This is a genomic window from Spirulina subsalsa CS-330 (genome assembly GCF_028330765.1).
In the GTDB taxonomy this organism is placed as follows: domain Bacteria; phylum Cyanobacteriota; class Cyanobacteriia; order Cyanobacteriales; family Spirulinaceae; genus Spirulina; species Spirulina subsalsa_A.
Window position 1 is genome coordinate 1 of the sequence record NZ_JAQMTY010000267.1, and the last position, 13,878, is coordinate 13,878.

General features: G+C 51.5%; 10 protein-coding genes, 2 pseudogenes and 1 riboswitch. Of the genes and pseudogenes, 7 read left to right on the plus strand and 5 right to left on the minus strand.

Features of this window, described 5'->3' with window-relative positions:
• Positions 1–139 precede the first annotated feature (139 nt).
• A pseudogene (gene rppB, locus PN477_RS18360) lies at positions 140–1,465 on the plus strand (two-component system sensor histidine kinase RppB); the annotation flags it as partial.
• Here rppB and PN477_RS18365 read toward each other — a convergent pair.
• Positions 1,466–1,996, minus strand: a complete 531-nt coding sequence (locus PN477_RS18365; protein WP_272121569.1) for a universal stress protein — start codon at positions 1,994–1,996, stop codon at positions 1,466–1,468. It abuts the pseudogene before it with no gap.
• Between the two features lie 524 nt (positions 1,997–2,520).
• Positions 2,521–2,642, plus strand: a riboswitch (guanidine-I (ykkC/yxkD leader).
• A gap of 80 nt (positions 2,643–2,722) precedes the next feature.
• On the opposite strand from PN477_RS18365, the gene PN477_RS18370 reads away from it, so the two are divergent.
• The 5 genes from PN477_RS18370 (at position 2,723) to PN477_RS18390 (ending at position 7,345) form a co-directional block, all read left to right on the plus strand.
• Positions 2,723–3,898, plus strand: a complete 1,176-nt coding sequence (locus PN477_RS18370) for an agmatinase family protein (RefSeq protein WP_272121570.1) — start codon at positions 2,723–2,725, stop codon at positions 3,896–3,898.
• 70 nt (positions 3,899–3,968) lie between these two features.
• Positions 3,969–4,586 carry a glutathione S-transferase family protein gene (locus PN477_RS18375; RefSeq protein WP_272121572.1) on the plus strand — a complete coding sequence of 206 codons (618 nt, stop codon included), beginning with the start codon at positions 3,969–3,971 and terminating at the stop codon, positions 4,584–4,586.
• 11 nt (positions 4,587–4,597) lie between these two features.
• Complete coding sequence (gene hypA / locus PN477_RS18380) at positions 4,598–4,987, plus strand: hydrogenase maturation nickel metallochaperone HypA (protein WP_272121574.1); 390 nt, start codon at positions 4,598–4,600, stop codon at positions 4,985–4,987.
• 57 nt (positions 4,988–5,044) lie between these two features.
• Complete coding sequence (gene hypB, locus PN477_RS18385; protein ID WP_272121576.1) at positions 5,045–5,743, plus strand: hydrogenase nickel incorporation protein HypB; 699 nt, start codon at positions 5,045–5,047, stop codon at positions 5,741–5,743.
• Between the two features lie 102 nt (positions 5,744–5,845).
• Positions 5,846–7,345 (plus strand): high affinity choline transporter 1, encoded by a 1,500-nt coding sequence (locus PN477_RS18390; RefSeq protein ID WP_272121579.1) that lies wholly within the window; start codon positions 5,846–5,848, stop codon positions 7,343–7,345.
• Between the two features lie 127 nt (positions 7,346–7,472).
• Here PN477_RS18390 and PN477_RS18395 read toward each other — a convergent pair whose 3' ends face one another.
• From PN477_RS18395 to PN477_RS18405, 4 genes and pseudogenes are all read right to left on the minus strand, one after another.
• The gene (locus tag PN477_RS18395) at positions 7,473–7,616 is read right to left on the minus strand and encodes a hypothetical protein (RefSeq protein WP_272147534.1); all 144 of its coding nucleotides are present in this window, start codon (positions 7,614–7,616) and stop codon (positions 7,473–7,475) included.
• Positions 7,612–7,698: pseudogene (locus PN477_RS20965) on the minus strand (Uma2 family endonuclease); the annotation flags it as partial. The gene PN477_RS18395 and the pseudogene PN477_RS20965, both read right to left, overlap by 5 nt.
• Before the next feature lie 203 nt (positions 7,699–7,901).
• The gene (locus PN477_RS18400) at positions 7,902–10,022 is read right to left on the minus strand and encodes an eCIS core domain-containing protein (RefSeq protein WP_272121582.1); all 2,121 of its coding nucleotides are present in this window, start codon (positions 10,020–10,022) and stop codon (positions 7,902–7,904) included.
• Positions 10,023–10,285: 263 nt separating this feature from the next.
• Positions 10,286–11,260: a regulator of G-protein signaling domain-containing protein gene (locus PN477_RS18405; protein WP_272121584.1), complete on the minus strand. Its 975-nt coding sequence runs from the start codon at positions 11,258–11,260 to the stop codon at positions 10,286–10,288.
• Between the two features lie 230 nt (positions 11,261–11,490).
• Between PN477_RS18405 and PN477_RS18410 the strand changes: the two genes are divergently transcribed.
• Positions 11,491–13,491 carry an ATP-binding protein gene (locus PN477_RS18410; protein WP_272121585.1) on the plus strand — a complete coding sequence of 667 codons (2,001 nt, stop codon included), beginning with the start codon at positions 11,491–11,493 and terminating at the stop codon, positions 13,489–13,491.
• The last annotated feature ends 387 nt before the right edge of the window (positions 13,492–13,878 follow it).

Below are 13,878 nucleotides of genomic sequence, written 5' to 3' on the forward strand. Positions count from 1 at the left end.
ACATTCAGTGGACGTTAAACAGATGCTTGTGGAGGGGAATCTGGACGGGGTTTCAAGACAGAGATGACTTGAGACTAGACAAACCCAATGAAGCAAGAATCCCCCGTTATAATCTTTGATTTAACGGTGGGAGTGTCAACGTTCGATTGTGCAGTCCAATTGGGGGGCGATGGAGCGGGAAATTGAGTCGATCGCGGGAACCCTCCATGACAGCCTTGAGCCCCTTTTGCCGACCACGGGTGATCCAACGCGGGTGTTGCAGCGTATCGTTCCGGATCTCTGTCTGGTGGGACAGGCTTGCACCGTTAACAGGACATTGATTCAACGCCATACGACGGGGGTGAGCGATCGCACCCTCTACTACATCCGCTTGTTTGATCATCACGGTGAACTGCTGGCCTTTTCCCCCAATCAACCCGCCCCCACGGAAACCGCCCTCACCCCTGTCTGGCAAACCATCACCTTCCCCGATGGCAAACGCTACCGCCAATTCACCACCATTTTGCACAATGCTGAGGGGCAGACCTTGGCGGGGCACAGCCATGATTCTTGGGGCTATCTACAAATTGGCCGGGACTTAACCGCGTTGGAGGCTGAAACGCAGCGCATTGGCTGGATTTTGGCGATCGCACTTCCCGTGACGCTCCTGGTGGTGGCGCTGTCGAGTTGGGGGCTGGCGGGCCTGGCCATGCGCCCCATTTATCAGTCCTACCAGCAGCAACAACAGTTCACCGCCAACGCCGCCCACGAATTGCGATCGCCCCTCGCCAGTCTGCTCGCCACCGTAGACGCGATCACCCACCTGGCCCCCACTGATCCCCAAACCCTCTTCCCCCTCTTAACCACCGTGGAGCGGCAGGGACGACGCTTAAGCCAGTTGATTAATGACCTCTTGCTCCTCAGTCGCCTTGAACAAAACACCGCCACCACCCCCCGGCAACGCTGCTGTCTCAACGATTTGGTCAGTGATTTGGCCGAGGAATTTTTAGAATTGGCGATCGCCGCTGACCTCACCCTCACGAGTCACGTTCCCGCCGCGCCCCTGCCGGTGTGGGGCGATGAACCCCAACTCTACCGCCTCGTCGCGAACGTCATCGCCAACGCCATTCACTACACCCCACCCGGCGGCGCGATTCACCTCCGCCTCGACCAGAGCGATCGCACCGCGTTGATCACGATTCAAGACAACGGGATCGGCATTGCCCCCGCTGATCTGCCGCACATTTTTGAACGCTTTTACCGGGTGACGAGCGATCGCTCCCGTCAAACCGGAGGAACCGGGTTAGGACTGGCCCTTGTGAAGGCGATCGCCCACCGCCATCACGGCCAAATCACCGTGACCAGCACCCCCAACCAGGGCAGCACCTTCACCATTCATCTGCCGATTCACCCCGACAGGGCATCACCCCGCCAGCCGGCGACATTGCTCCCCCGGCAACCCTGGAGCTACCCGCCGCCGCAATGACTACTGCACCACCAACACCGCACAGGGCGCATGGTGAACCACATAATTGCTCACACTGCCCATCACAATTTCTGCAAGTCCTGTCCGGCCACGACGGCCCACCACGACGAGATCCGCAGCCCAATCCTGCGCCAGTTTACAAATATAGTGGCTCGGTTCCCCTTCTTTGACGCTCACCTCTGTGCTTACCCCCTGTTCTTGGAGGGCCGTGGCGATCGCCGTCAGTTCATTAATTAAGCGATCGCGCTCCACCCGCACCGCCGCTTGGGACTGTTCAAATAATTCCGGTGAATAGGAACTGCCATACATCCCCAGGCTGCCACTGGCAAACACATTGGACGCGGGCGGTAACGGGTCACTCATGCCATGGCACAGCATCAATGTACTGCTGTGCAGTTTCGCCATCTGCACCGCTTGGGCCAACACCTGCGGGTTTTGATGGTGGTGGTTAAGGTCTAACGCCACTAAAATGCGTTGAATTGGGGTCGGAGTGGTGTCCGTGAGGGCGATCGCCTGTGCTGGTGTATCCATAGCATCCTCCAAAAGAATGGGTGAGGAGCAGAATCAGAAATGATGCTAACGAAGAACAGCCTTGATCCTGGTTGACTGACAAAATTAGCCAGATCCCGGAAAGCCCTCACCCTAGCCCTCTCCCTCTGGGAGAGGGAACTGGAAAAATGGATCGGCTCCCCTCGCCCTCTGGGAGAGGGGTTGGGGGTGAGGGCGATCAAGTCAGTCAACCAGGCCTTGATCTCAGCAGGCTCGATTCGGATCACAATTTTCTTCGGCTCAACCCTCTCGATTTGCTCTCTCTTCCATGATCTCATAGGGGTTGAGGGCATCTCATCTTTTTGAGAGAAAAATTCACGATAGAGCAAAGGTCAACCTGTTTAGGACATCCAAACTCCCCCGAAACAAGGGGCTTTAAGCCCCTTGCCTGTCCTCAGTAATCTGACTCGTGCTGTACAAAATGAAGAGTTGTAGCGCGATCGCTGTTTCGTAGCCATTGATACGGTGCAGTTCCTGAGGAGCACCATACACTACGGGGCAACAATTCAATACGTCTCTAGGGTTCCGGTTTTATCCTCAACAAATAAAACGGCTGGACCAAGAGAGACAGGTTATCCACCCTTACCAAATGTCGATAACCCCACGGCGGGATAAAAGCCCGGGAGAACACCATCATTCAGACCCCTTGAATGGTGCATTCTTCCGGGCTAATTATTTTGCAGCGAATCCCTACATCGGAGTAGATCTATGACAGACTCAGCCTTTCAACCCCCCAACGGCCAAAGCGAAGCCCAACGCGCCCTCGGAATGGAACAACACCTCCCCCTCACCGGTTGGCAACAGGAAGTGAATCAGGGCTTAGAATTTGGCCTTGAAGCCGCCGCCAGCATCCAAGACCGCACCATTCCCACCTTCTCGCGGGGCGAACTGCCCCACTACGCCGGGATTAACACCTTCATGAAGGCCCCCTATCTCGAAGACGTGCGCCAAGTGGGCAATTATGACGTGGCGATCATCGGTGTGCCCCACGATTCCGGAACCACCTACCGCCCCGGCACACGCTTCGGCCCCCAAGGCATTCGCCGCATTTCCGCCCTCTACACCCCCTACAATTTTGAATTTGGTGTGGATTTGCGCGAACAAATTACCCTCTGTGATGTGGGGGATATTTTCACAATTCCCGCTAACAATGAAAAGTCCTTTGATCAGATTTCTAAAGGGGTCGCCCATGTCTTTAGTTCCGGGGCATTTCCGATGATTTTAGGGGGCGATCATTCGATCGGATTTCCCACGGTGCGCGGCATTTGTCAGCATCTAGGCGATAAAAAAGTAGGCATTATTCACTTCGATCGCCATGTGGATACCCAAGAAACCGACCTTGATGAACGGATGCACACTTGTCCTTGGTTCCATGCCACCAACATCGCCAATGCCCCCGCGAAAAACTTGGTGCAGTTGGGGATTGGGGGCTGGCAAGTGCCGCGCCAAGGGGTGAAGGTGTGCCGTGAACGAGCCACGAATATTCTCACCGTCACGGACATTACCGAAATGGGGCTGGATGCAGCGGCGGATTTTGCGATCGCTCGTGCCACTGACGGCACGGATTGCGTCTGGATTAGCTTCGATATTGACTGCATTGATGCGGGCTTCGTCCCCGGCACTGGCTGGCCCGAACCGGGCGGTTTATTACCCCGTGAAGCCCTCTATTTACTGAAGCGAATTATTCGGGAAACCAACGTGTGCGGCATGGAAATTGTCGAAGTTTCACCCCCCTATGATGTCAGTGACATGACCGCCTTAATGGCTACACGAGTGATTTGTGACACCCTCGCCCATCTCGTCGTGTCCGAACAACTCCCCCGCAAAGAAACCCCCAGTTACATCCACCCCGAAGCCCAAGTGGTGGATCAACCCTGGCATTAACCCTACGGTTAGGGTTGGTGATCATGCCAGCCCTGACCCATTTTTATGGTGATACCGGAGAAGCTTCAAAATGTACCGACTCTATGATTTTCTCCCTTCAGGGAATGGCTATAAAGTACGACTCTTATTGCGTCAATTAGCAATTCCCTTCGAGCACATTGAAAAAAATATTATTGCCGGAGAAACGCGCACCCCCGACTTTTTAGCCATTAATGCCAACGGTCGCATTCCCGTTCTCGAAGTGTCTCCTGGTCAGTACCTTGCCGAATCCAATGCAATCCTGTTTTATCTCAGTCAAAACACCGCCTTTTTTCCCGATAATCCTTGGGATCAAGCCCAGGTAATGCGCTGGCTTTTCTTTGAGCAATACAGCCATGAGCCGCACATTGCCACGTCTCGTTATTGGCTCCACAGCCTCAATCAAGGCGAAAAATTCCGGGAACAACTCGACCAAAAACGCCCCCTAGGCTATGCCGCCCTCCAGGTCATGGAAGACCATTTAAAAACCCGTGCGTTTTTTGTCAATGAGTCCTATTCCATTGCTGATATTGCTCTCTATGCCTATACCCATGTGGCGGATGAAGGCGGGTTTGATTTATCGCCCTTTACGGCAATTCAACAATGGTTTGCACGGGTCAAAGCCCAACCTCATCATTGTTTAATTACGGATTCGATGGGACGTTTTTAGAGGGACTTTGTATGCATGAAACAGACATGACCAAGGCATTAATTATGACGGTGCGGGACTGGTTTGAGGATCAACCCATTGCGCCCAACATTGAAGCGATTCATTTAATCGTGGGACAGTTCACCTGTGTAGAACCGGCTAGTTTAGAGTTTGCCTTTACGGCTCAGACCCAAAACACGTTTTTGGCAGGGGTGCGGTTGATGATTCAAGAAACGCCGTTGATTGCGTTTTGTCATCGCTGTGAGGTGGAGTATGCACCCCAAATGGGGCTGCAATATGCCTGTCCAACCTGTCACGCTCCGATGGAGGAGATCCGCTCTGGGCGTGAGTTAAAAATTGATCGGATCGAATATTCACATCACGAAGAAGAGGCGATCGCATCCCGATCATCCTCTGAATAACCCCCTTCCCATTGGCTTGAATTAACCCACGTTATCCCACCGTTATGAGGTATTCCCATGCACCAAACCTTTGACGCAGCCCTTGAATTAAATCTTCTCCATGCCAACCAGGCCGGAGCGGATCACAATCGCGACCATTTCGATCGCTGGGGGATTCATTGTCTGAATTTAATGAGTAGTCCCGGCGCGGGTAAAACGGAACTCCTTGAACGCACCTTGGCGACCCTCAATGCTGAGTTAAAAATGGCCGTCATTGAAGGGGATATGACCACGGAATTAGATGCCGATCGCCTCCGTCAATACGATGTGCCGGTGATTGCAATTAATACCGGTCGCGCCTGTCATTTGGATTCCAAAATGGTCGCCGGGGGGCTGCATCAACTCTCCCATCACTATGACCCCACAACCTTTGATCTCGTCTTTGTGGAAAATGTGGGGAATCTCGTCTGTCCGGCGGAGTTTGAAGTGGGAGAACACGCTAAAGTTGCGCTGTTGAGTGTGACTGAAGGGGAAGACAAGCCCTTGAAATATCCCTTAATGTTCCAGGAGGCGGATTGTCTTTTGGTGACCAAAATGGATCTCGCGCCCTATCTAGATCTGGATCTTGAAATGCTAGTGGCTAATGTGCGCCAGATGAATTCCCATGCTGCGATTATTCCGGTATCAGCGAAGACAGGCGAGGGCCTCGATTTATGGTTCGATTGGGTGCGATCGCAAGTCCAGGGCATGGTGTCTTCTCCACTGCTTACCCATTAATTGATTGGGTCTGCTCTCACCTGAAGTCTGGTGTAGATGTGGAGAGGGAAAGCGATCGAGGGGAAATCACAATGACACATCAACATTGAGAGAAATTTTATTATGCCAAATCAGATTTTCGTTTGGGGAATCATTGCATTTCTCGTCCTGACCTTAGCCATTGGACTTTGGGCTGCGAAACAGATCAAAGGCGATAGTGTGAACTACTTAGTCGCGGGTCGTGGGTTAATTTTGCCCCTCGCCGCCGCAACTTTAATGGCCCAATCTGTAGACTCTAACGCCACCTTGGGCAACACCGATCTCGCCGGAGAATTTGGTTTTTGGGCGGGGGCTTCGTTACCGTTAGGATTGGCTCTCTGTTTATTCTTGACGGGGCTGTTTTTTGCCAAACCGATGAACCGCATGGGGTTAATTACCTTGCCGGACTTTTATCGGGTGAAATATAACCGCCTCACGGAATGGATTGCCTCGATCATTATGGTGCTCAGTTTTGCCTTTCTCTTGGCAGGAAACTTAGTGGCGGGGGGATTTTTATTTCAGTCGTTCCTGGGCACAAGCTATGTGGCGGGGGTGATTCTCATTGCGATCGTCGTGTTAATTTACACCGCCAGTGGTGGCCTGTTTGCGGTGGCCTATACCGATGCGATTCAAGTGGGCATTGCATTGATTGGGACGGTTGGCTTGATCGGGTTTGTGGCGATCAATTATGGTTTCACGGTTCCCGAAGGCATGGGGCCGTTTGACCTCGAACAGTTAACAGACCCCAGCTTTGGGGCTGTGATTAACTGGGCAACACTGCTGGCCCTGGGCTTGGGGGATATTGTCGCGATTGATTTTATGGCGCGGGTTTTTGCGGCCGATAGTCCGGAAACGGCCCAGAGGGCTTGTTTAATCGGGTCGGCGGGTACGGTGTTGATCGGTGTGCCGTTTTCGATGTTGGCGCTGGCGGCTCCGACGATTTTAGAGGCTGCTGATGTGGCGCGTAATGCGGATCAACCGCTGCTGTTTAACCTGCTGTCGGGGGTTGTGCCGCCGGCCTTGGGGCTGCTGGTGATTATGGCGATTATGTCGGCATCGCTTTCGACGGCGGACGGGGCGATTCTCGGCACATCGTCGGTGATTGCCCATAACATCATCGGGATTCGCCATGATGACCACAATGCAGCGGGCGATCGCCTCCTCGCGATTACCCGGATGATGGCTGTTGTGATCACCACCTTGGGCGTGATTTTCGCGGTGCTCGTGCCCCAAACCGGGATTCTGCTCCTCCTGGCGTTTGACCTGGGGTTTGCGGGGTTATTAATTCCCTTAGCTGGGGGGTTATTTTGGCCCAAAGCCAATGAATACGGCGCGTTAGCCTGCATCATCCTCGGCACAATCACCCGCTTGGCGTTCTTTGTCTTGATGCCGACAATGTTCGGCAGCGACAACACCCTGCTTTATATTCCAAACCCGATCTTCACCCCAGATTTTGATGGTTTCCCGACGTTGATTAGTCCCTTGGTGGGTTTAGCGGCGTTTGTCGGGGTTTCGCTGATGACGGGCGGCAAGGGTAAAAAAATTCATCGCAATCTTCACCCCGAAGCCACAGAAGTTAATTGATTGAATGCTTCATATAAAAATGCCCTGGAATCGACATCCTGCGATCGCACACAGCACCGATTCTAGGGCATTTTTGCATTGTTGTTCACGGATAGCGAAATTGACGATGGCCTGCCCAAACCCGAACCTATGTTTTGCCCATGACTAACCAACTAAAAACCTGTTCAACCGTCAGCGTTAACTGAATTTTGGGTAATACCGGTAAAATCTTTTCACCCTTCAACAGTTGGGAAGATTGTTCGGGTGTCAAGACCAAAATACTGCCATCCATCAATATACTCACTAGCGGGTTTAGTCTCTGGCTGTTCAAGAAACCGGTCTAGAGTTAAGGAATGTGCTGGCGTGGCAACCATCGTGTTAAACGTTGAGACAATGACTTAAATTCTAGCGTTACTGATCAGCCATACTCATACCATTGGGGCATTTCATCCAGCGCGATCGCCCCCCCGAAGCCACCGAAATTAATTGAACTAAATATTTCCACATTAAGCACCCTAGGTCAGGTCATTTACTGAATCTAGGGTGCTACTGTAAGATTTTTCACATCTTAATAGTTCTAATACGTTCTATTTTCCCGACGTTTTCTTACATCTTCAGCAATATCTTTACCGACATACTCCACATAATTTTGCTCAAAGCCATGTCCTTTCATTTTTCCAACATTTTTGATCTTGGCAGGGCCCAAAAGATTTCCGACATTACTATAACTTCCTGAGGTTATACTAACAAGATCTGCTCCTCCCACATAGGCAGTCACATTAATGTGACTTGAGGGGGATTTAACTGCATTGCCTGCATACAATAACTGAATATATCGATCCATCAAAAATTCCGCTTTTTTGGCTGCACGGTGTCGAAGTTCTTTCTGATACCGTACCTGATCATGTTGTGCGAGACTATAATCGATCCCCATATCTTCATAGCTTCGCCGGGGCTGAGCATGGTGTTGCGCTAACTCTGCATAAATTTGATCAGCAAGGTGTGCGTGTACAGTTCGCACCGCATTGTCTGTTTTAATCGTGCCTCGACTGTGGGCAGATACAGTTACCCGCTTCTGGCGATTAATCGCGTCCAGCATTATATCTTGTTGAGTTTTTGTGACGCTATCCTCTTTTTTGATTTTGCCTTTAAGACATTCTGCAATGTCTCCTTTAAAACCCTTCGTGGCACTATAGGTATACAATACATCTATCACATTTGGATCAACAGCCTGATCAAGACGATCTAATTCTTCATTGACAACATTTTGAAGAGCTAGCGCACTCATCATTCCGGATTGCGGTGGCACACTCATCCCATTAACATGGGTGACCTGAGGATACCAATTTCCTAAATTTTCAGGAACATCGTACGCATCAAGAATAGGTTTCTTCCCGTTAAAACTGTGAATTTCTCCCAAGGCCACATAGTAGGCTTCCCCTGTTTCTGGATTGGTTTGTCGTATCACTTGCTCAATTTTTCGATTGGGTGGACGGCCAGAAATTCGATACTGTTTATTGTTGAAGTTCGTATCTTGTCCCCCTTCCTTATCTTTATAATTACCATCATCTTCATTGTATGATTTGATGCCAAGAAGAGTCATCTTCATACGAAGATGTAGCATAACTGGAATCTCTTCTTTTTCAATTGTTTGGATTTTTTTGTGAATTTCCCATAGCCGCGCCCCTTCATTCGTATTTGTAATGACAGCCGTTAATTCTGTAATAACTTCTTTTTTCAGGTCTTGTACAGCTTCTTCTTTTTCGCTTATTTTTTTCTTTTTGGAATCTTTTCTAAGCCAGATTAAAATACTCTTATAAAGATTTAATAAAGCAAAAGGATTTTCTCTATCTCCCAGAGCTATAGCAAGGGGATTATCAATTTTTGCTACTTCCTTTCTTTTTTTCTTGGTAGTGGTTCTCCTTTGAAAGGTCGCGAGATCCATCAATCGTTGAATAGGGGCATTGGGTGTAGAAGTTTGCTGGATTTGAATCGGTGCTTGTGGTGATAATGTGATGTCGTTTGAGTCAGATTTGCGTTGCACACCTGCTCCACCCTGTTGCACCACATGGGTTAATTCGTGGGCGATCAGATGCTGGCCGCTGGAACTGCTGGGGTTATATTCCCCTTGACGGAAAAACACATCTTGGCCGGTGGTGAAGGCTTTGGCTTGGATGGCTTGGTTGAGTTGATCGGATTGGGCATCGGTGTGGATTTTTACGCCGCTGAAATCTGCGCCCATGGCTTGGCCCATCTTGGCTTGCAGGGTTGGATCTAAGGATTGGCCGCCGCCTTTAGCGCGGTTGATGCCCTGTTCGAGTTCCGGAGCCGCATCGCCAGCCACCGTGGCTCGTTGTAACTGCGGTTTCATTTGGAGTTCATCGTCTTCGATGTTGTCGCGCTGCACAGCTTGATCAGCAGAGGGGGCATTCAAGTTTTGGACAACGTCAGAGGCGACGCGATCGGCTTCTTGTTCGTAGCGATCGCCCGGTTGGCCGATGGTGAGTTTAGCTTGAATGGGGGCGATGGGTGTACCGCCAAGATTGGGAAGGTTGGCGCGTTTCCCAGGGTTCCACTGGGGGAGTTCGGCGGTTTTGGGGTCGGCTTTGGCCTGGAGGATGGTAGGCGGGGCGAATGGGTTCGCCTGGGGCGGGGCTGTTGTGGATTGTTGGGGCTTTTTTGGGGAATGAGAGCGCATTTCAACAAACCTCCAAAGGATTTAAGGGTAGTGCGATCGCGCCTCACTCTCTCGGTCGGAATGTTGGGCGATGGGGTTGCAGGAAACTGATCATCATCGTCATGTTCCAGCATAGTAGAACGTCTCGACCTAAGCCATTCGACTTTGGTCGAGTTTAGGCGTGTGCTGAAACTATTCCGCTTTAGCAATGCTGCTTTGACTCGTATCGATGAGCATGGCGTTGAGTGGGTCTGACTGGAAATGACATGAGATGCCCAATGTTCTTATCTTCGCCGCCGACTTGTGCCCACCATATTCGACGTTTGTCCATGGCGTTTCCGTTTCTGCCGAGGATCGCGCCCTAGTGTTTCTAGCGTATCTTGACGTTCAACCTCTTCTTTGATTGCGGCTTTTTCATTCTTGGCACTGGTCACATAATTATCAACATTAGACTTGCCTTCTTTGACGTACTCCGGAGCATTGTAAACTCCCTTTTTCAAGGACTGTCCAAAACCAGCTAGCCCCGTTTTTTTGGACATAATTACCCGTGAGACAGTATCCGTCAAATTCACCCCCACATCTTTCCAAGCATAGGTTCCCAATGCAGCAATATAGGCTGGAAGTTTTGCAGGATCAGGTACTTTGTTCCCTGTCAAAATATTCTCATAAATCTCAACACATTTTTTGCGATTCTCACCCGAAAAATTTGCCTCTGAAGGAGCACCATCTTCAACATAGCGTAGGTGAATTCCCAAGATTGGCAAGACTAAATCATCTGCATTTTTACCATTAAAAGCATCAAGAATTGCTTTATAGGCATTCATGAAATCAAAGTTTTCACGCGAATATTCTTTGACCGCGAACGTTTCAAGGTCGGATATGCTCAACCCGGCTTTGTTCATTTTCGTGCTGATCTCGCCATAGGTCTTTTTGAATTCGGCTTTGTTGGCATTGATTTCTTGAGCATAGGGATCAGCCTGTTTGGGTTGGGTGGTGACCCGTTGGATGATGGGTTGGGTGTGCGGCTGGAGGGAGTTTTGCTGTTGGGTGTTTGGGGTGAGTTTGGTTTGAATGGCGGGTGTGCCGCCGGGATTTTGGCCAAGATTGGGGAGGGTGGCGCGTTTACCGGGGTTCCACTGGGGGAGTTCGGCGGTTTCGGGGTCGGCTTTGGCTTGAATGACGGTGGGCGGGGCAAATTGATGGGTCTGGGGTGGGGGCGTTGTCGATGTTTGGGGCTTTTTTGGGGAGTGGGAACGCATATCGACGGGCCTCCAGTGATTACAGGGTGTGAGAATCTCCCATCCTTGTTGTGGGACAAGATGGGGATAGATTTAGGGTGTGGCTGAGCGTAATTCTACTTTTTAGCTTAGGGGAACGAGTTGATCTAAGGTTATTCGACTTTAGTCGAGTTTTTCGGGTTTGGTGGGTGATTCGGGCCGGGAACTGTACTACGCTGGGGAATTAAGAGACGCTAGGATACTTTGATTTTATGGGTTTTGAGCGATCGCATCCCTCCCAATCTGACCCGACTTGGTATCAAGACAATTACGACTATTTAGGAGAAGCGATCGCAGCAATCCAGACGTGGATTGATCGCACTATTGCCCAGAGTCAGGATCGCACCGCAGAGATGCCACCGCCCCCGGACGAGACAGGGCTGGCGGCGATCGCGGCGCAGATGTCGCACCCTCCGGCGTTGGTAGACCTCTGCCAACGCTTTGGCTTGTCTACCTTTGAGCGGGATGTGTTGGTGCTCTGTGTGGGGCGGGCGTTGCATCCGGAGTTTCGGAATCTCTGTGCGATCGCCCACCAACAGCCCCAATGCACCTATCCCACCTTTCAACTTGCCTTGCAACTGTTTCCCCATCGCCATTGGCAAGCCCTCACCCCCCACGCCCCCCTGCGCCGTTGGCAATTGTTGCACAACTCCACCGATGACGACATCACCCATGCCCGGCTGCAAATAGATGAAAGCATTTTGCACTATCTGCTCGGTGAACCCTACAGCGATGGGCTGTTAGCGGGGGTGATTGAACCCCTGTCATCGCAGACATTGCCCCTGTCGGCTTCCCATGGGGCCCTCGTTGAGCCGATCGCAGCGATGTTGACGGCGGCGCAATCTAGCCCGATCGTGCAACTGTGCGGGGCGAATCCTGAACAACGGCAAGCGATCGCGATCGCCGTCAGCCACGCCAGCCACGCCCCCCTCTATCGGATCAGCCTGGCGGATCTGCCCACCGCTGCCCCGGCGTTAACCTCCCTCATCCTCTGCTGGCAACGCTTTGTGATCTTGACGGGGAGTTTACTGGTCTGTGATCTAGAAGCGGGGCTAGGGAGTGAACAAACCACGGCCCTGCAACGGTTTGTGCATCGTCTCAATGCCCCGTTGCTGCTCTCTACGGCGGAGCGGATTGAACTGTCTCAAGGGGCGATCGCCGTCTTCAACCTGCCGCCCCTCACCCACCCCGAACAGTGGCAACTGTGGCACAATGCCCTTGGCCCATTGGCAGAAACCCACCATGCCGCCCTCAATGACATCATTGCCCATTTTACCCTCTCCCCCCGCACGATCCAAACCGCCAGCCTGTTAGACATTGACCCCGATCCGACGGTGTTTAAACAGACCCTCTGGACGTTTTGCCGCCACCAAGCCCGCCCCCGCCTCGACCATCTCGCCCAACGCATTGATGCGATCGCCACCTGGGATGATCTCGTGTTGGGCGATCGCGAAAAAGCCCTCCTCAACGCCACCGTTGATCAGGTCAACCAACGCCACACCGTCTATGAAACCTGGGGATTCGCCAGCAAAGGCCGGCGCGGCCTAGGGATTACCGCCCTGTTTGCGGGCCCCAGTGGAACCGGAAAAACCATGGCCGCCGAAGCGATCGCCCGCGAACTCAACCTCGACCTCTACCGCATCGATCTCAGTGCCGTCACCAGTAAATACATCGGCGAAACCGAAAAAAATCTCCGCCAAATTTTCGACGCAGCCGAAGCGGGCGGTGTGGTGCTGCTGTTTGATGAAGCCGATGCCCTCTTTGGCAAACGCACCCAAGTCAAAGACAGCCACGATCGCCACGCCAACATGGAAGTCAGTTACCTGTTACAACGCATGGAAGCCTACCACGGCCTTGCCATCCTCACCACCAACCTCAAAGACAATCTCGACGATGCCTTCACCCGGCGGCTGCGATTTATCATTAACTTTCCCTTTCCCGAAGCCGAGTCCCGCGCCCAAATTTGGCAGCAGATTTTTCCGCCCCAAATGCCCCAAAAAGGTCTAGACATTGATCTCCTCAGTCAACTGAATATTACCGGCGGCAATATTCGCTCCATTGCCATGAATGTCGCCTTTCTCGCCGCCCAAGCCAATGAACCCGTCACGATGCAAGTCATTCTCCAGGCTGCCCAAGCTGAATATTTGAAATTTGGTCAAAGTTTAACACCCGCCGAAACCCGCGGCTGGCGCAAAAGATCCTGGTCATCCTAGTCATGATTTGATCTCGCGCCTTCTCAATCCATTGACTCTCCGCGACCGTTTTCGCTGACCTTGAAGCCCAGCAGATTAATCTATGGCTCTTTTTGAAAACCAATCGTATGATGAGGACACGGCTACCAAGCTGCGATCTCAATTATCGCCACAATCAACTTTATCTTAAAATGTGCAAAGAAGACTCCCACTATAAAGCGAGTCCGAGTAGAGTTACCGAAGGTAACGGCGGACGTGCCTTTTAGTAGCGAGATGAATTTGCACCAACAAACAAATCGAGCGACAGCGAGTCCTTTAATTGAATTTTTGCCATTTTGTATGATAGTTTGATATGCTATTCTTGGGGAAGATTAAAACTTAAAATACAGTCGGTAGCTGAAAAGTTTG

Coding starts and splice junctions, on each gene's coding strand:
- PN477_RS18365 (WP_272121569.1), bottom strand. CDS start 1,996: ATGGATACACCAGCACAGGCGATCGCCCTCACGGACACCACTCCGACC.
- PN477_RS18370 (WP_272121570.1), top strand. CDS start 2,723: ATGACAGACTCAGCCTTTCAACCCCCCAACGGCCAAAGCGAAGCCCAA.
- PN477_RS18375 (WP_272121572.1), top strand. CDS start 3,969: ATGTACCGACTCTATGATTTTCTCCCTTCAGGGAATGGCTATAAAGTA.
- hypA (WP_272121574.1), top strand. CDS start 4,598: ATGCATGAAACAGACATGACCAAGGCATTAATTATGACGGTGCGGGAC.
- hypB (WP_272121576.1), top strand. CDS start 5,045: ATGCACCAAACCTTTGACGCAGCCCTTGAATTAAATCTTCTCCATGCC.
- PN477_RS18390 (WP_272121579.1), top strand. CDS start 5,846: ATGCCAAATCAGATTTTCGTTTGGGGAATCATTGCATTTCTCGTCCTG.
- PN477_RS18395 (WP_272147534.1), bottom strand. CDS start 7,616: ATGGATGGCAGTATTTTGGTCTTGACACCCGAACAATCTTCCCAACTG.
- PN477_RS18400 (WP_272121582.1), bottom strand. CDS start 10,022: ATGCGCTCTCATTCCCCAAAAAAGCCCCAACAATCCACAACAGCCCCG.
- PN477_RS18405 (WP_272121584.1), bottom strand. CDS start 11,260: ATGCGTTCCCACTCCCCAAAAAAGCCCCAAACATCGACAACGCCCCCA.
- PN477_RS18410 (WP_272121585.1), top strand. CDS start 11,491: ATGGGTTTTGAGCGATCGCATCCCTCCCAATCTGACCCGACTTGGTAT.